Annotated in this window: 10 protein-coding genes; 9 read left to right on the top strand and 1 reads right to left on the bottom strand. The window is 74.5% G+C overall.

What is annotated here, in order from left to right:
• The first annotated feature begins 55 nt into the window (after positions 1-55).
• From D2L64_RS20920 to D2L64_RS20900, 5 genes are all read left to right on the top strand, one after another.
• The gene (locus tag D2L64_RS20920) at positions 56-757 is read left to right on the top strand and encodes a response regulator transcription factor (RefSeq protein ID WP_119578953.1); all 702 of its coding nucleotides are present in this window, start codon (positions 56-58) and stop codon (positions 755-757) included.
• Positions 754-2,307 carry a HAMP domain-containing sensor histidine kinase gene (locus D2L64_RS20915; protein WP_119578912.1) on the top strand — a complete coding sequence of 518 codons (1,554 nt, stop codon included), beginning with the start codon at positions 754-756 and terminating at the stop codon, positions 2,305-2,307. Before D2L64_RS20920 ends, D2L64_RS20915 begins: the two co-directional genes overlap by 4 nt.
• Before the next feature lie 62 nt (positions 2,308-2,369).
• The gene (locus D2L64_RS20910) at positions 2,370-4,004 is read left to right on the top strand and encodes a trypsin-like peptidase domain-containing protein (protein ID WP_119578911.1); all 1,635 of its coding nucleotides are present in this window, start codon (positions 2,370-2,372) and stop codon (positions 4,002-4,004) included.
• Positions 4,005-4,177: 173 nt separating this feature from the next.
• Positions 4,178-4,852: a BON domain-containing protein gene (locus D2L64_RS20905; protein WP_119578910.1), complete on the top strand. Its 675-nt coding sequence runs from the start codon at positions 4,178-4,180 to the stop codon at positions 4,850-4,852.
• A gap of 159 nt (positions 4,853-5,011) precedes the next feature.
• Entirely contained in the window at positions 5,012-6,073 is a 1,062-nt protein-coding gene (locus D2L64_RS20900; RefSeq protein ID WP_119578952.1) for a glycosyltransferase family 4 protein, read from the top strand.
• Between the two features lie 5 nt (positions 6,074-6,078).
• Here D2L64_RS20900 and D2L64_RS20895 read toward each other — a convergent pair whose 3' ends face one another.
• The gene (locus D2L64_RS20895; protein WP_233559067.1) at positions 6,079-7,752 is read right to left on the bottom strand and encodes a serine/threonine-protein kinase; all 1,674 of its coding nucleotides are present in this window, start codon (positions 7,750-7,752) and stop codon (positions 6,079-6,081) included.
• Positions 7,753-7,885: 133 nt separating this feature from the next.
• Here D2L64_RS20895 and D2L64_RS20890 point away from each other — a divergent pair, with 133 nt between their 5' ends.
• The 4 genes from D2L64_RS20890 to D2L64_RS28320 are packed head-to-tail and all read left to right on the top strand — an operon-like array spanning position 7,886 to position 13,815.
• Positions 7,886-8,716 carry a patatin-like phospholipase family protein gene (locus tag D2L64_RS20890; RefSeq protein ID WP_119578951.1) on the top strand — a complete coding sequence of 277 codons (831 nt, stop codon included), beginning with the start codon at positions 7,886-7,888 and terminating at the stop codon, positions 8,714-8,716.
• Positions 8,716-9,732 carry a 1-acyl-sn-glycerol-3-phosphate acyltransferase gene (locus D2L64_RS20885; RefSeq protein ID WP_119578908.1) on the top strand — a complete coding sequence of 339 codons (1,017 nt, stop codon included), beginning with the start codon at positions 8,716-8,718 and terminating at the stop codon, positions 9,730-9,732. The genes D2L64_RS20890 and D2L64_RS20885 overlap by 1 nt, the downstream gene beginning before the upstream one ends.
• A gap of 9 nt (positions 9,733-9,741) precedes the next feature.
• Entirely contained in the window at positions 9,742-10,062 is a 321-nt protein-coding gene (cutA, locus tag D2L64_RS20880; RefSeq protein WP_119578907.1) for a divalent-cation tolerance protein CutA, read from the top strand.
• A gap of 48 nt (positions 10,063-10,110) precedes the next feature.
• The gene (locus D2L64_RS28320) at positions 10,111-13,815 is read left to right on the top strand and encodes an SCO7613 C-terminal domain-containing membrane protein (RefSeq protein ID WP_119578906.1); all 3,705 of its coding nucleotides are present in this window, start codon (positions 10,111-10,113) and stop codon (positions 13,813-13,815) included.
• Positions 13,816-13,817: the final 2 nt, after the last annotated feature.

Genomic DNA, 13,817 nt, shown 5'->3' with positions numbered 1-13,817 from the left:
TTTTTTTCAGGATCCGCCCAGCACGGGTGCAGCGACTGCGCGGATGATGGGCGGCATGGCCGCTACCCAGACCGAGGCGCGACTGCTCGTCGTCGAGGACGATCCCAACATCCTCGAGCTGCTCTCCGCCAGCCTGCGGTTCGCGGGCTTCGACGTGGCCACCGCCACCAGCGGCAGCGCCGCGCTGAACGCGGCCCGTGACCACCGGCCCGACCTGGTGGTGCTCGACGTGATGTTGCCCGATCTCGACGGCTTCGAGGTGATCCGGATGATGCGCGAGGGCGGCACGCGTACCCCGGTGGTCTTCCTCACCGCCCGGGACGCCACCGACGACAAGATCCGTGGCCTCACCCTGGGCGGCGACGACTACGTCACCAAGCCGTTCAGCCTGGAGGAGTTGACCGCCCGGATCCGCGCCGTGCTGCGCCGGACCAGCACCGGCGAGCAGGCCCCCGCCCGGCTCACCTTCGCCGACCTGGAACTGGACGAGGAGACCCACGAGGTCTACCGCGCCGGGCAGCGGGTGCAGCTCTCGCCGACCGAGTTCAAGCTGTTGCGCTACTTGATGCTCAACGCCAACCGGGTGCTGTCGAAGGCGCAGATCCTCGACCACGTGTGGAACTACGACTTCCGGGGCGACGACAACATCGTCGAGTCGTACATCTCGTACCTGCGGCGGAAGGTCGACAACACCGAGCCCCGGCTGATCCACACCCTCCGTGGTGTCGGTTACGTGCTGCGCAAGCCGGCGGCGTGAACGCGTTACAGCAGGGCAAGACCCGGCTGCGTGCGACACCCCTGCGGGTCAAGCTGGTCGCGGCGGTCCTCGCCCTGGTCGCCGCCGCCCTGCTGGTGATCAGTTCGCTGACCACCTTCTTCCTGCGGAGCTACCTGGTCGGCGAGGTGGACGGGGAGCTGGCGGCGGCGGCCCGCAACCTCGAGGAGGTGGCCGGGATGGAACGGCCTAGCGCGGCCATCCCCACCGACTACCTGCTGGTCACGACGAACCCGCGGACCGGTGTCGCCGACTGGGCCTACTTCGACGAGCGGCGGTTCAGCGACGCCGACGTGCCCCGCTGGCCCGCGAACGCGGCCGGCTTCGACGACCAGGTCGGTGAGCCGCGTACGGTCCGGGCCCGGGGCAGCGAGGTGCGCTGGCGGATCCTCTACACCCAGTTGCCCAACGGCCAACGGGCCGCGGTCGCCCAGCACCTCATCGACGTCGACCGGGCGGTCACCCGACTGGTCTGGATAGACGTGCTGGTCGGTGGGGCGGTGTTGATCCTGCTCGCCTCGATCGGCGCGGCGATCGTCCGGACCAGCCTCAAACCGCTGGTGGAGATCGAACGCACCGCCGCGGCCATCGCCGGCGGCGATCTCAGTCGTCGGGTGCCCGACCCGGAACACGGCCAGCCCTGCCCGACCTCCGAACTGGGCCGGCTCTCCCGGGCGCTGAACGCGATGCTCAGTCAGATCGAGATGGCCTTCACCGCCCGGGCGGCGTCGGAGTCGGCCGCCCGATCCGCCGAGGCGGCGGCCCGCGACGCCGCCGAGGCGGCCCGTGCCTCCGAGGCCCGGTCCCGCCGGTCCGAGGAACGGATGCGGCAGTTCGTCGCGGACGCCTCGCACGAGTTGCGTACCCCGCTGACCACCATCCGGGGCTTCGCCGAGTTGTACCGGCAGGGTGCCGCCCGATCCCCCGAGCAGACCTCCGACCTGCTGCGCCGGATCGAGGACGAGGCGGCCCGGATGGGCCTGCTGGTGGAGGATCTGCTCCTGTTGGCCCGGCTGGACCGGGAGCGACCGCTCTCCCTCGCCCCGGTGGAACTGCCCGTGCTGGCCGCCGACGCGTTGCAGGCGGCCCGGGTGATGGCCCCGGACCGGCGGATCGAGCTGGAGATCGCGTCCGGCTCCGGGCCGCTGGTGGTGCGGGGCGACGACGCGCGGCTGCGGCAGGTGATCGGCAACCTGGTGACCAACGCGCTGCGGCACACCCCGCCGGAGGCGTCGGTGACGTTGCGGCTGCGCTCCGAGCCGGGCAACCTGGCGGTGATCGAGGTGGCCGACACGGGTCCCGGGCTCACCGCCGAGCAGGCGGAGCGGGTCTTCGAACGCTTCTACCGGGCGGACGCCTCGCGGACCCGGCGTACGGGCGGGAACACCGGTACCGGCCTCGGCCTGGCCATCGTCGCCGCGTTGGTGAGCGTGCACCAGGGCACCGTCGAGGTGACCGAGACGCCGGGCGGTGGGGCCACCTTCCGGGTCCGGCTGCCGCTCGCCCCGGCCACCGACAGCGAGTCCGAGTGACTTTCAGCGAATCCTCAGGCCGGGCTAAGGCGGAACGCAGAGCGATGGGGGAGGGTAGGGACATGACCGAGTACGAGTCCGAACCGCGCCGGCCGGCCCCGACCGACGCCGAGCCGTCGCACCCCGAGCTGACCCGCGCCGACTACGCGCGGACCGACTCCCCGGCCGCCCCGGCGGCCGGCACCGATCCCACCGCCGAGGCCGCCACCGTCCCGGTCCGTGCCGTCGACGCCCCGGCCACCGGTGGCCCGGACGCCGAGCCGACCCTGGCCGGCCTGCCCGTCGCCGGGTCGCCCCCGCCCGGCCAGCCGGCAGCTCCGGTCTCCGCGCAGCCGACGACCTCGGATTCCGGCCAGCCCTCCTGGACGCCGGCCGATCATCAGTCGTACCAGCCAGGTCAGCGGCACTCCGGCGCGTCCTGGTACCCGAGCCAGCCCAGCTGGCCGGCGCAGCCGACCGCATCGGCCGGGCATCCGGGCTACCCGGGCCAGTCCAGCGGCTATCCGGGCCAGTCCGGCAGCTATCCCGGGCAGCCGGCCGGCTACCCCGGTTACCCGGGACAGCCCGGTGCCACGTCGGCCGGCTACACCGGGCAGCCCGGCGGCTATCCGGGGCAGCCCGCGCCGTGGGCGCCGGCGCAGTCGACCGGGCCCCGTCCCGGCCGGGTCGCCAAGCTCGTCGGCGCCGGTGTCGCGGTGTTCGCGCTGATGCTCGGCAGCGGTGTCGCCGGTGGCGCACTCGCCCTGGCGCTCAGCGACGGCGGCGGGATCACCCGCACCTACTCCGCCGCGCCGGTGATCGACAGCGCCGACCTGCCGCGCATCGCCGCGTCGGTCCAGGACAGCGTGGTGTCGATCTCCACCGGGAGTGGGGAGGGCTCCGGTGTGGTGCTCACCGCCGACGGCTACCTGCTGACCAACAACCACGTGATCGCCGGGGGCGGCGACACCGTTCGGGTGATCTTCGCCGACGGCACCAACGCCCAGGCCCAGGTCGTCGGGACCGACCCGAAGACCGACCTGGCGGTGCTCCAGGCCACCGGGGTGAGCGACCTGAAGGCGGCCACCTTCGGCGACAGTGACGCCATGCAGGTGGGCGACCAGGTGCTCGCCCTGGGCAGCCCGCTTGGCCTGCAGGGCTCGGTCACCGCGGGCATCCTCAGCGCCCGGGACCGCACCATCCAGGCCGGCAGCGGCCAGCAGCTTCCCGGCCAGACGGTCAGCTCGATCTCGGGCCTGCTGCAGACCGACGCGCCGATCAACCCGGGTAACTCCGGTGGTGCCCTGGTCAACACCCGGGGCGAGGTGATCGGCATCAACACCGCGATCGCCACCGCCGGGCAGGGCAACACCGGCAACATCGGGGTCGGCTTCGCCATCCCGAGCAACAAGGCCAAGGACGTCGCGGACAAGCTCCAGCGGGGCGAGAAGATCAGCCACCCGTCGCTCGGGGTGAGCGTGACCGGCGCGCCCAACGGCGGGGCGCTGGTCAACGCCGTCACCCCGGGCAGCGCGGCCGAGCGGGCCGGGCTGCAGCGCGGCGACGTGATCATCCGGTTCGGTGACAAGGCCATCAACGACTCGAACGATCTCGTCGGTGCCGTACAGGCCGGCAAGGTCGGTGACCAGGTCGAGGTGACCTATCAGCGAAACGGGGCCGAGACCACGGCAACCGTGACGCTCGCCGAAACGTCATAAGTCAAGAACCTGCCTCCCTCCTGGGGCGGCGGGTGGCGCGGCCAAGGGGGTTGGTCGCGGCACCCGCCGCCCCGCTTTCTGTGCCGGCCGGCTCACCCGTACCGGATGAGCCGGCCTCACCCGGTACGTCGGCAACCTCTGCGAAGAGACCCGGAGGCCGCTGTGGGGGTGCCATGACCAGCACGGAGACCGTTGCCCGTACCGACGACCAGATCCAGCGAGACGTACTCGACGAGTTCGCCTGGGACGCGCAGATCCGGTCGACCGACCTCGGGGTGACCGTGTACGACGGCGTGGTGACCCTCACCGGCCAGGTCGACAGCGCCGCCCGCAGGTGGGCCGCGGTCCGCGGGGCACAGCGCATCCGCGGCGTACGCGCGGTCGCCGACGACCTCGAGGTGGTTCCGGCCGGTCCGCTCGACATCACCGACGGTGCCCTGGCCATCGCCGCCAGCCGGGCATTGGAGTGGAACAGCTTCGTACCGGCCGAGCGGTTGGACCTCACCGTCGCCAACGGCTGGCTGATGCTGCGCGGCGAGGTGGAGTTCGGCTGGCAGCGGCGTACCGCCGAGCGGGAACTCCGCCGGCTGCGCGGCGTACGCGGGGTCACCAACCTGGTCGAGGTTCGTCCGGCGGCCGCCCCGGACGCCGACCGGGCCCGCCGGGACGTACAGCGGGCCCTGCTGCGGGGCATCGGCACCGAGCGGGTGACCGTCGAGGTGCGGGGCGACGCGGTGACCCTGACCGGGGTGGTGCGGTCCTGGTGGGAACGGGACCAGGCGGAACGGATGGCGTGGTCGGCCGAGGGGGTGGGCACGGTGCACAACGAACTGCTGGTGGGCGGCTGAGTCCCGCCCCGATGTCCGGTTTGCCGGTACGGGGATGGGGAAAGCCGCTCCGATCTCCGGCTTCCGCCGCGGCGGCCGACCGGGTCGACGCCACAGCTCGACGGGGGAGGACTCGTGCCCGACAACCACGCGACAGTGCGGCGCCGGTTGCGGATCGCGATGGTGGTGCCACCCTGGCTGTCGGTGCCGCCGCCGGGCTACGGCGGGCTGGAACAGGTGGTTGCCGGGCTGGTCGACGCCCTGGTCGACCGGGGGCACGCGGTGACGCTGCTCGGTGCCGGTGAGCACCACGGCACGGCCGCGGAGTTCCTCGCCACCCTCGACGAGTTGCAGTTCGACCGGCTCGGCGAGTCGCTCCCCGAACTGGCCCACCTGGCCCGGGTGAACCACGTGGTCAGCGCGGCCGACTTCGACGTCGTCCACGACCACACCACGATCGGTCCGCTGGTCGCCGGTCGACGAGACGTGCCCACGGTGGCGACCGTGCACGGCAACCCGGTGGGTGAGTACGGCACGGTGCTCAGCGACACCGACCGCGGCGTCGGTCTGGTGGCCATCTCGCACGCCCAACGTCGGCTCAATCCCCGGCTGCCCTGGGTCGGCACGGTGCACAACGCGATGGAGGTCGCCGGCTTCCCGCGCAAGGACACGCCCAGCCACGGGCCGGTGCTGTGGCTGGCCCGGTTCAGCCCGGACAAGGGCCCGGAACTCGCCATCAAGGCATGTCGGGAGGCGGGTCTGCCGCTGGTGCTCGCCGGCAAGTGCAACGAGCCCGCCGAGCGGCGCTACTACCAGGAGACGATCGAGCCACTGCTCGGCCCGGACGTCACGGTGGTGTTCGACGCCGACCGGGAGGCCGTGCTGCGACTGCTGGTCGAGGCGCGTTGCCTGGTCATGCCGATCCAGTGGGAGGAGCCGTTCGGCATCGTGATGCTCGAGGCGATGGCGACCGGCACGCCGGTGGTGGCGCTCGACCGTGGCGCGGTGCCGGAACTCCTCCGGCCGGGCGTCACCGGCATGATCTGTCGACGGCAGGAGGAACTGCCCACGGCGCTACGCGAGGCACCCCACCTCGATCCCGCGGACTGTGTGGCGCACGTGGCGGGAACCTTCTCCACCGAACGGATGGCGGCCGGCTACGAGGAGGTGTACCACCGGTTCCTGGTGGCCGCCACGCCGCGGACCGCGATGCGGGAGCCGGCCCGGATCACGCCGGGTTGACCGGGTCAGGTCTGGGCGGCACCGAGACCGCGGATCGCCTCGTCCAGTTGCCGGGCGTACGCCGGGCTCAACCCCTCCTCGCGGAGCCGGGTCGACACCTTCTCCCGCAGTCTGGCCACCCCCGGCCCCAACTCGCTCTCGCCGAGACCCACCGCGCGGGTCAGGTTGCGTAGCTCGTTGCGCAGGTCGAGGCCCACGTCGTCGCGGATGCCGCCGTCGGCGACCCCGGCGTCGATCACCGCTTCGAGCCGGTTCGCCGCCTCGGCCAGGGTGCCCGGCGAACCAGCGGAGGGTGGCGAGGCGGTCGGGCTCCGCGGCACGGCCACCGTCGGCGACGGCGGGACGGGCGGCTGCGGCTCGGCGGAACCGGTGGCCGGTGCCGTCGGGTCCGCGCCGGTCGGCTCGGTGCTGGGCAGCGCGGTGGGCGGGTCGGTGTCGTCCGGCAGCAACGCCGGAACCAGCAGCGCCGCCCCGGTGAGCACCGCCGCCGCCGCGAGCACCGGGCGCAGCCAGGGCCGGCGTCGCCGGGCGGGTTCACCGGCCGGCGGGCCGTCGGTGGGCCCGGACGGTACGGCCGACCCGGCGGTGACCGGCCCCGGCTCGCCGGTCGGGGGGAGCGCGAAGGGGGCGGACCCGCTGGCGGCCGGTGCCGCGGTGCCGGCTGGGGGCACCGCGAAGCCGTTGAGCCCGGCGGCCGTCGTGCTGGCCGGGGGCGCCGCGAAGGCGGTGGACCCGGCGGCGGCGGATCCGGCGGCCGTCCCGGCCGCGGCGGCGACCCCGACGGGTGCCTGGATCGCCGGGAGCGTCACCGTCGGCGCGAGCATCGTGGTGGCCTGCGGGTCGGCGGGCAACAGTTGGTCGCGCAGCACGGCGGCCACCTGGCGGGCGGTGGGTCGGTCGGCCGGGTCGCGGGACAGGCAGCGCAGGCAGATCTGGGCCACCGCCGGCGGTAGTCCGGGCACCCCGTCCAGGGTGGGCGGTGCCCCGTCGGCCAGCGCCGCGCTGAGTTCCTCCCAGGTGTCCGCCGGGTACGGCACCCGGCCGGTGAGCGTCTCGTGCAGCAGTACGCCGAGGGAGTAGACGTCGGTCGCTGGCTGGGCCGGTGAGCCGTCCAACCGTTCCGGTGCGACGTACGCGGGGGTGCCGAAGGTGGCGCCGTCCTCGTCGTCGTCGGGGGCGCCGATCCGGGTGGCGATGCCGAAGTCGAGCACCTTCGCGCCGACCGGGGTCATCATCACGTTGGCCGTGGTCACGTCCCGGTGCACGACGCCGAGCCGGTGGGCGGCGGCGAGCGCGTCGGCGACCTGCGCGCCGACCTCCACCGCCTCGGGCCAGGGCAGCGGGCCCTCGGTCAGCCGGCACTCCAGTTCCTCGCCGGAGAGCAGTTCCATGACCACGAACGAGGTGATGGCGCCGTCCGGAGCCACCGTCTCGCCGTAGTCGTGCACCGACGTCACGTGCGGGTGGACGAGTTGGGCGGCGGCTCGGGCCTCCTCGCGGACCATGTCCCGGAACCGGGCGTCGGCGGCGAGCGACGGGGCGAGCACCTTCAACGCGACGACCCGGTCGAGCACCTCGTCGTGGGCCCGCCAGATGACCGACATGCCGCCGGCGCCGATCTGGTCGATCAGCCGGTATCTGGTGGCCAGCAACCGGCCGGGCTGCAGTGCTGGCTTCACGGATCGCACCTGCCTCGTCGGTGGGGGCGGTATCAGGTTGCGCGAATGTTGCCGCCCTGTCAACGGTTCGGTGGACCGCGGGTGCCGGTACCGACACGGCGGGTGTCGGTGTGGACGTGCCAGGATGAACGGCATGTCGCGGGGACCGGTGGCGTTCGTACTCGGGGGTGGCGGTGTCCTCGGCGCGGTCGAGGTGGGCATGCTGCGCGCCCTGTTCCGCGCCGGGATCCGGCCGGACATGGTGCTCGGCACCTCGATCGGTGCGGTCAACGGCGCGCTGGTCGCCGCCGAACCGACCGAGGAGGTCACCGACCGGCTGGTCCGGCTCTGGGCCTCCCCGGAGGCCAGCGAGGTGTACGGCGACTCGGTGGCCCGGCAGCTGCGCCGCTTCGCCGCCCGCACCCACCTGCACTCGCCCCGCCCGCTGCGCAAGCTGCTGGAGAACGAGCTGGGCGCGGAGACCACCTTCGCCGACCTGAAGATCCCGTTCCGTTGCTGCGCGGCGAACATCGAACGGGCCGCCGAGCACTGGTTCGTCAGCGGGCCGGTGGTACCCGCCGTACTCGCCTCGGCCTCCGTACCGGGGCTGCTGCCGCCCGCCCGGATCGGTGACCAGCACTACGTCGACGGCGGGATCGTCAACTCCATCCCGATCGGCGAGGCGGTCTCGGCCGGCGCCGGGCGGATCTTCGTACTCCAGGTGGGTCGGATCGAGCGGGCGCTGGCCCCGCCCCGACGACCCTGGGAGATCGCGCAGGTCGCGTTCGAGATCGCCCGCCGGCACCGGTTCGCCCGGGAGATGGCCGCCCTGCCCGAGGGGGTGGAGGTGCACGTGCTGCCGACCGGTGGGTTGGAACCGCGCGACGACACCCCGTGGGCGTACCGGGACATGGCCGCGGTGGGTCGGCGGATCAGCCGGGCCTACGCGGCCTCCCGGCACTACCTGGCGAACCTGGACCGCTGATGCCGTTACCGCCCCGGTGGCTGCGCCGCCTGCTGCTGGCACCCGGCGTGGTGCTGCTGGCGACCCTGCTGGTGACCACGGTGCCGTTCTGGGCCCTGCTGGCCCTGACGGTGTCCCCGTTCGTGCCGGGCCGGCTGCGTCCCCTGCGGCTGCTCTGGATCGGCTTCTTCTACCTGCTCTGGGACGCGGCCGCGCTGATCTGCCTCTTCGCGCTCTGGGTGGCTTCCGGGTTCGGCTGGCGGGTCGGCGCGCCGGCCTTCCAACGCGCCCACTACGTGCTGGCGGGCTGGTTCCTGCGGGTGTTCTTCTGGCAGGCCCGGTGGACGCTGCGGCTGACCATCGACGTGGTCGGCACCGATCCCGACACCGCCCTGCCGGGCCGCCCCGAACTGGTCCTCTGCCGGCACGCCGGGCCGGGCGACTCGTTCATCCTGATCCATGCCTTGGTCAACTGGTTCCAGCGGGAGCCGCGGATCGTCCTCAAGCACACCCTGCAGTGGGATCCGGCGATCGACGTGCTGCTCAACCGGTTGCCGAGCCGGTTCATCGCGCCGGGCCGCGACGGCCGTGGCTCGCTCGCCGAGCAGGTCGGGCACCTCGCCGCCGGGCTCGACGACGACGACGCCTTCGTGATCTTTCCCGAGGGCGGGAACTTCACCCCGAGACGCCGGCTCCGGGCCATCGACCGGCTGCGGGACCGGGGGCACGAACGGATGGCGCTGAAGGCGGAGGCGATGCGGCACGTGCTCGCCCCGCAACCCGGCGGGTTGCTGGCCGCGCTGGACGCCGCGCCGGACGCCGGAGTGATCTTCGTGGCGCACACCGGCCTGGACAAGATGCTCACCGTCACCGACGTGTGGCGGGAACTGCCGATGGACAAGCGCCTGGTGATGCGGTTCTGGTCGGTGCCGCCGGAGGAGATTCCGGCCGGTCGGCAGCAGCGCATCGACTGGCTGTACGACTGGTGGAGTCGGATAGACGCGTGGATCGCGGCCAACCGCGACGGTGCCGCGTAGGGTTCGTGGATGGACCAGATCAGCGTGGTGACGACGGTGGTTGACGCACGCTCGGTCGCGGACCTGCTGGCCGCCGCCGCCGTGGCTGGGCGACTGGCGGCCTGCGCACAGGTGGGCGGCCAGGTGGAGAGCACGTACTGGTGGCGGTCCGGGGTGGAGACCAGCACCGAGTGGTCGGTGCAGTTCAAGACCGCACCGGACCGCGTCGTGGCGCTGGTGGACCAGATCCGGGCCAGTCACCCGTACGAGGTGCCGGAGATCCTGGTCTCCCAGGTGGAGTGCGGCCACCCCGGGTACGCCAGCTGGGTGTTCGATCACACTCGTCCCTGAGTACCCGGGCTCTGGTGCGGTCGGGGCGGCGCCGACCAGGATGACCGGGTGGACAACGGCTACCCCTGTCCGGCGTGCGGTGCGCCGGCGAATCTCGACTCCGGCTGCTCCGGCTGCGGTCGGCCGCCGCACCTCGCCGCCGCCGAGGTGATCCGGCTCGACCGGGAGATCGTCGGGCTGGGCGCCGAGGTGCAACGGGCCCGAGCGGCGTACGAGGGGCTGACCGGCCGGCTCACGGCGTTGCGGCAACGGCGCGCCGACCTGGCCGGCGCCATCCGCCGCGAGTTCCCGACCGCGCCGGTGACCGGCCGGCCGGCCGCCCACCCGGCCGCGTTCGCCACCCAGGTCGCCCCGCCGCCCACGGTCCCTGCGGCCGCCGTCGTCCGTTCGGCACCCGGCGCGCCGGCCGTGGCGGGACCGCCGGTCACCGGGTGGCCCGGGATGACCCCGGTGCCGCCGGCCGTTCCGGGCCGGGCGGAGACCTCGACCCGGACCATCCAGGGCGTGCTGTTCGTCCTGGGTGGGCTGCTGCTCGGTACCGCGGCGACCGTGTTCACCGCGGTGGCCTGGGCGTCGGTCGGGGTGGTTGGTCGGTCCCTGATCCTGTTGGCGTTCACGCTGCTGCTGCTCGCCGTGCCGCTCGTCGCGCGCTGGCGCGGGTTGCGGGGTACCGCCGAGACGTTCGCTGCCGTCGGGCTGTTGCTGGTGCTGCTCGACGGGTACGCCGCCTGGTCGGTCGACCTGTTCGGGGTGTCCGTCTGGCCGGGCAGCCGGTACGCGGCCCTGGTCGCCGCCGTCGGCACGGCGGTCGCCGCCGGGTACGCCCGGCTCAGTCGGCTGACCGTGCCGTGGTTCGCGGCGCTGCTCGTCGGGCAGCCGGTGCTGCCGCTGCTCGTCGCCGAGACCCGGCCGGAGCCGGCCGGCTGGGCGGTGGCCTTCGTCGGGGTGGCACTCGTCGATCTGACGGTGATCGTCGCGGTGCGGCGTCGATCGAGGAACGTCGCGGGCGAGGGGGCCACGACGACCTCGGCGACGCCGCTCGCCGCGCAGGTCACCGCCGGGGTCGGGTACGCCGTGGCACTGCTGGTCGCCGCGGGGTTCGCCCTGGTGCCGCTGTTGGTCGGCCGGGCCGGCGGGGTGCCGGTGCTGGCCGGCGTACCGCTGCTGCTGGTGGCGTCGACCCTGCTCGGTACGGCGCTGCTGTTGGGCGGGCGGATCGCGCGGGCATCGGCCGCGGGTGTCCTGGTGCCGGTGCTGGCGCTCGCGTTGATCCGCCCGGTCGCGGAGCTGCGCGGCTCGGTGGTGCTGGTGGCGGCGGCACTGGTGGCGGCGGCACTGGCTGGTGCGGTGCGGCTGCTCCCGGTCGGCTGGCAGCCCGGCCCGCGGATCGGCGCGCTGGTGGTGGCGGCGGGCGGGGCACAGTTGGCGATGCTGACGGCGGTGGTGCTGGGGGGCGCCACGGTCGGCCGGTCGCTGCCGCCGTGGCGGGGGGCCACGGCGGGACCGGCCTTCGCCTGGGGCTGGCAGCTCCCGGTCGCGGTGGCGCTGACCTCGGCGGCGGCGGTCTGGCTGCTGCCCCGTGCCGCCCGACCGGCGGTCAGCGTGATCGGTGTCGCCGCCACGGCGCTCGCCCTGCCGGTGGCCTGGGCCGCGCCGTGGCCGGCGGTGGTCGCCGTCGACCTGGTGGCTGGTGCGGCGCTGCTGGCCGTCGCGGTGGCCCGCCCGGCGACCCGGGGGGCGACCGTGCTGGTCTCGGCGCTCACCGGCGCCGCACTGCTCGCACACGGTCTGCTGGTGGGACTGGCCGGTCCGGCCGGGGCGGGCGCGGCCTGCGCGGTGATCCTGTTCGTCGGCGTCGGGGTGGCCGCCACCGGTCGGCGCGGTAGCCCCGGGCAGCGGACGCTGGCCGGGTGCGCGCTGCTCGCCGCGGTGCTCGTGGTGCCGGCCGGTGCGGCCATCGCGCTGATCGGGTTCGGTGCGCCGCCGTGGTGGCAGTCCCGGGCGGCGCTGGCCGCCGTCGCACTGCCGGCGGTCGCGCTGCTCCAGCTCCGCCGCGCCTGGCCCGACCTGCACGGGTACGCCTCGGCGGGTCTCGCCGCGGTGGCCGTGCTGACCGGCCTGGCGCCGCTGACCGTACCGGCCGAGGAACGGACGGCGCTCTACGCGGCGGTGGCGGCGCTGCTGTTGGCGCTGGCCGGATTCCGGAGCCGGCCGCCGGTCGCGCCCGCCGCGGCGGGGCTGGGCCTGGCCGCCGTGGCAGTGCTGGCGATGCTGCCGACGGTCGGGACGGCGCTGCTGGCCCCGTACGGTCCGCCGGCTGCTCCGTGGTCCGGCGCACCGGCGACCCAGGCGGTTCCCGATGCGTTGCCGGTCGGCGTGGCGCTGGTGCTGCTGACCCTGGCGGCGGCGCTGCTGGGTTGGCCGGTCGGGCGGGCCGCAACCGAGCGGGCCGGGGCCGGGCAAGCCGGGGCCGAGCGGGCCGGGGCCGGGCAAGCCGGGGCCGAGCGGGCCGGAACCGGGCGGGTGGTGACGGCGGCTCTGCCGTTCGCGGCGGCGGCCGTACCGGTGCTGCTGGTCGCCGCCGCCGCGCCCTGGCCGGTGGTGCCGGCGACGGCGCTGCTCGGCGGTGTGCTGTTGCTGCTGGTCGCCGCCGTACGGTCGACTCGCGGGGCGTTCGCCGCCGTCGCGGTCTCCGTGGGGCTGGTGCTGGCCGGGGCCGGACTGGTCAACCTGCAGGCCACCCGGTTCGGCACCCTGGCCGGGCTGGGCCTGTTGGTGGTGGCCGCGACGGTGGCCGGGGTGGCCGCGCGTCAGCTGGCGGTACGGGTGACGAGCTGGCTGGTCGCGGTCACCGCGGCGACCGGCTTCGCGGTCGCCGCGCCGCTGGCCGGCGGGCTGCCGCTGCGGTCGGCCGCGTTCGCGGTGCTCGGCGTGGCCGCCGCCGTGCTCGCGCTGGCCGCGCTCGTGCCCGCCCGTCGGACCACCGCGCCGACCTCGGCGATGGCTGGTCACGGCGCGGCGTCGACGGCTGCCGGTCAGGGTGCAGCCCCGACGCTGGCCGGTCGGGGCGGCGCGGTGACTCCGGCCGGGTTGGCGAGTCGGGTGCTGGACGCCGCCGCGCAGGCGGTGGCACTGGTCGCCCTGCTGCTCACCAGCGGCGCGCCTCGGCACGCCGCCACGATCTGCGTGCTCTGGGCCGCCGCGCTCGGGCTGCGCCTGCTGCGTCGGGGCGAGTCGGCCGCGCGGCGGTGGGTCTTCGCCGGCATCGCCGCCGGCAGTGTGCTGTTCGCCGACTGGCTGCTGCTGGTCTCCGGTGGGGTGAGCGTGCTGGAGGCGTACACCGTGCCGTTGGCGGTGCTGGTGCTCGCCGCGGGCACCGTGGCGCTGCGTACCCGATCGGGGTTGACCAGCTGGCTCGCGCTCGGCCCGGGCCTGGCCGCGTTGCTGCTGCCCAGCCTGACCGCGGTGCTGTTCGGCGCCGAGCCGCAGCCGTGGCGGCGGTTGTTGCTCGGTACCGTTGCGCTGGCCGCGACGCTGCTCGGCGCGATCCGGCGCTGGCAGGCGCCGGTGCTGCTCGGCGGGGGGACCCTGGCCCTGCTCGCCCTGCACGAGCTGATCCGCGGCTGGGATCTGCTGCCCCGGTGGGTCTTCCTGGCCGTCGCCGGGTTGGCCCTGATCAGCCTGGCGGCCACCTACGAGCGGCGCCGCCGCGACCTGCTGCGACTACGCGCCACGGTGGGCCGGATGAGCTGACC

Source organism: Micromonospora radicis (assembly GCF_003583405.1).
GTDB classification, from domain to species: Bacteria; Actinomycetota; Actinomycetes; order Mycobacteriales; family Micromonosporaceae; genus Micromonospora; species Micromonospora radicis.
Note: the sequence above shows the minus strand (reverse complement) of the source record. Positions and strands in the feature narration are given on the sequence as shown.

Coding starts and splice junctions, on each gene's coding strand:
- D2L64_RS20920 (WP_119578953.1), top strand. CDS start 56: ATGGCCGCTACCCAGACCGAGGCGCGACTGCTCGTCGTCGAGGACGAT.
- D2L64_RS20910 (WP_119578911.1), top strand. CDS start 2,370: ATGACCGAGTACGAGTCCGAACCGCGCCGGCCGGCCCCGACCGACGCC.
- D2L64_RS20905 (WP_119578910.1), top strand. CDS start 4,178: ATGACCAGCACGGAGACCGTTGCCCGTACCGACGACCAGATCCAGCGA.
- D2L64_RS20900 (WP_119578952.1), top strand. CDS start 5,012: ATGGTGGTGCCACCCTGGCTGTCGGTGCCGCCGCCGGGCTACGGCGGG.
- D2L64_RS20890 (WP_119578951.1), top strand. CDS start 7,886: ATGTCGCGGGGACCGGTGGCGTTCGTACTCGGGGGTGGCGGTGTCCTC.
- D2L64_RS20885 (WP_119578908.1), top strand. CDS start 8,716: ATGCCGTTACCGCCCCGGTGGCTGCGCCGCCTGCTGCTGGCACCCGGC.
- cutA (WP_119578907.1), top strand. CDS start 9,742: ATGGACCAGATCAGCGTGGTGACGACGGTGGTTGACGCACGCTCGGTC.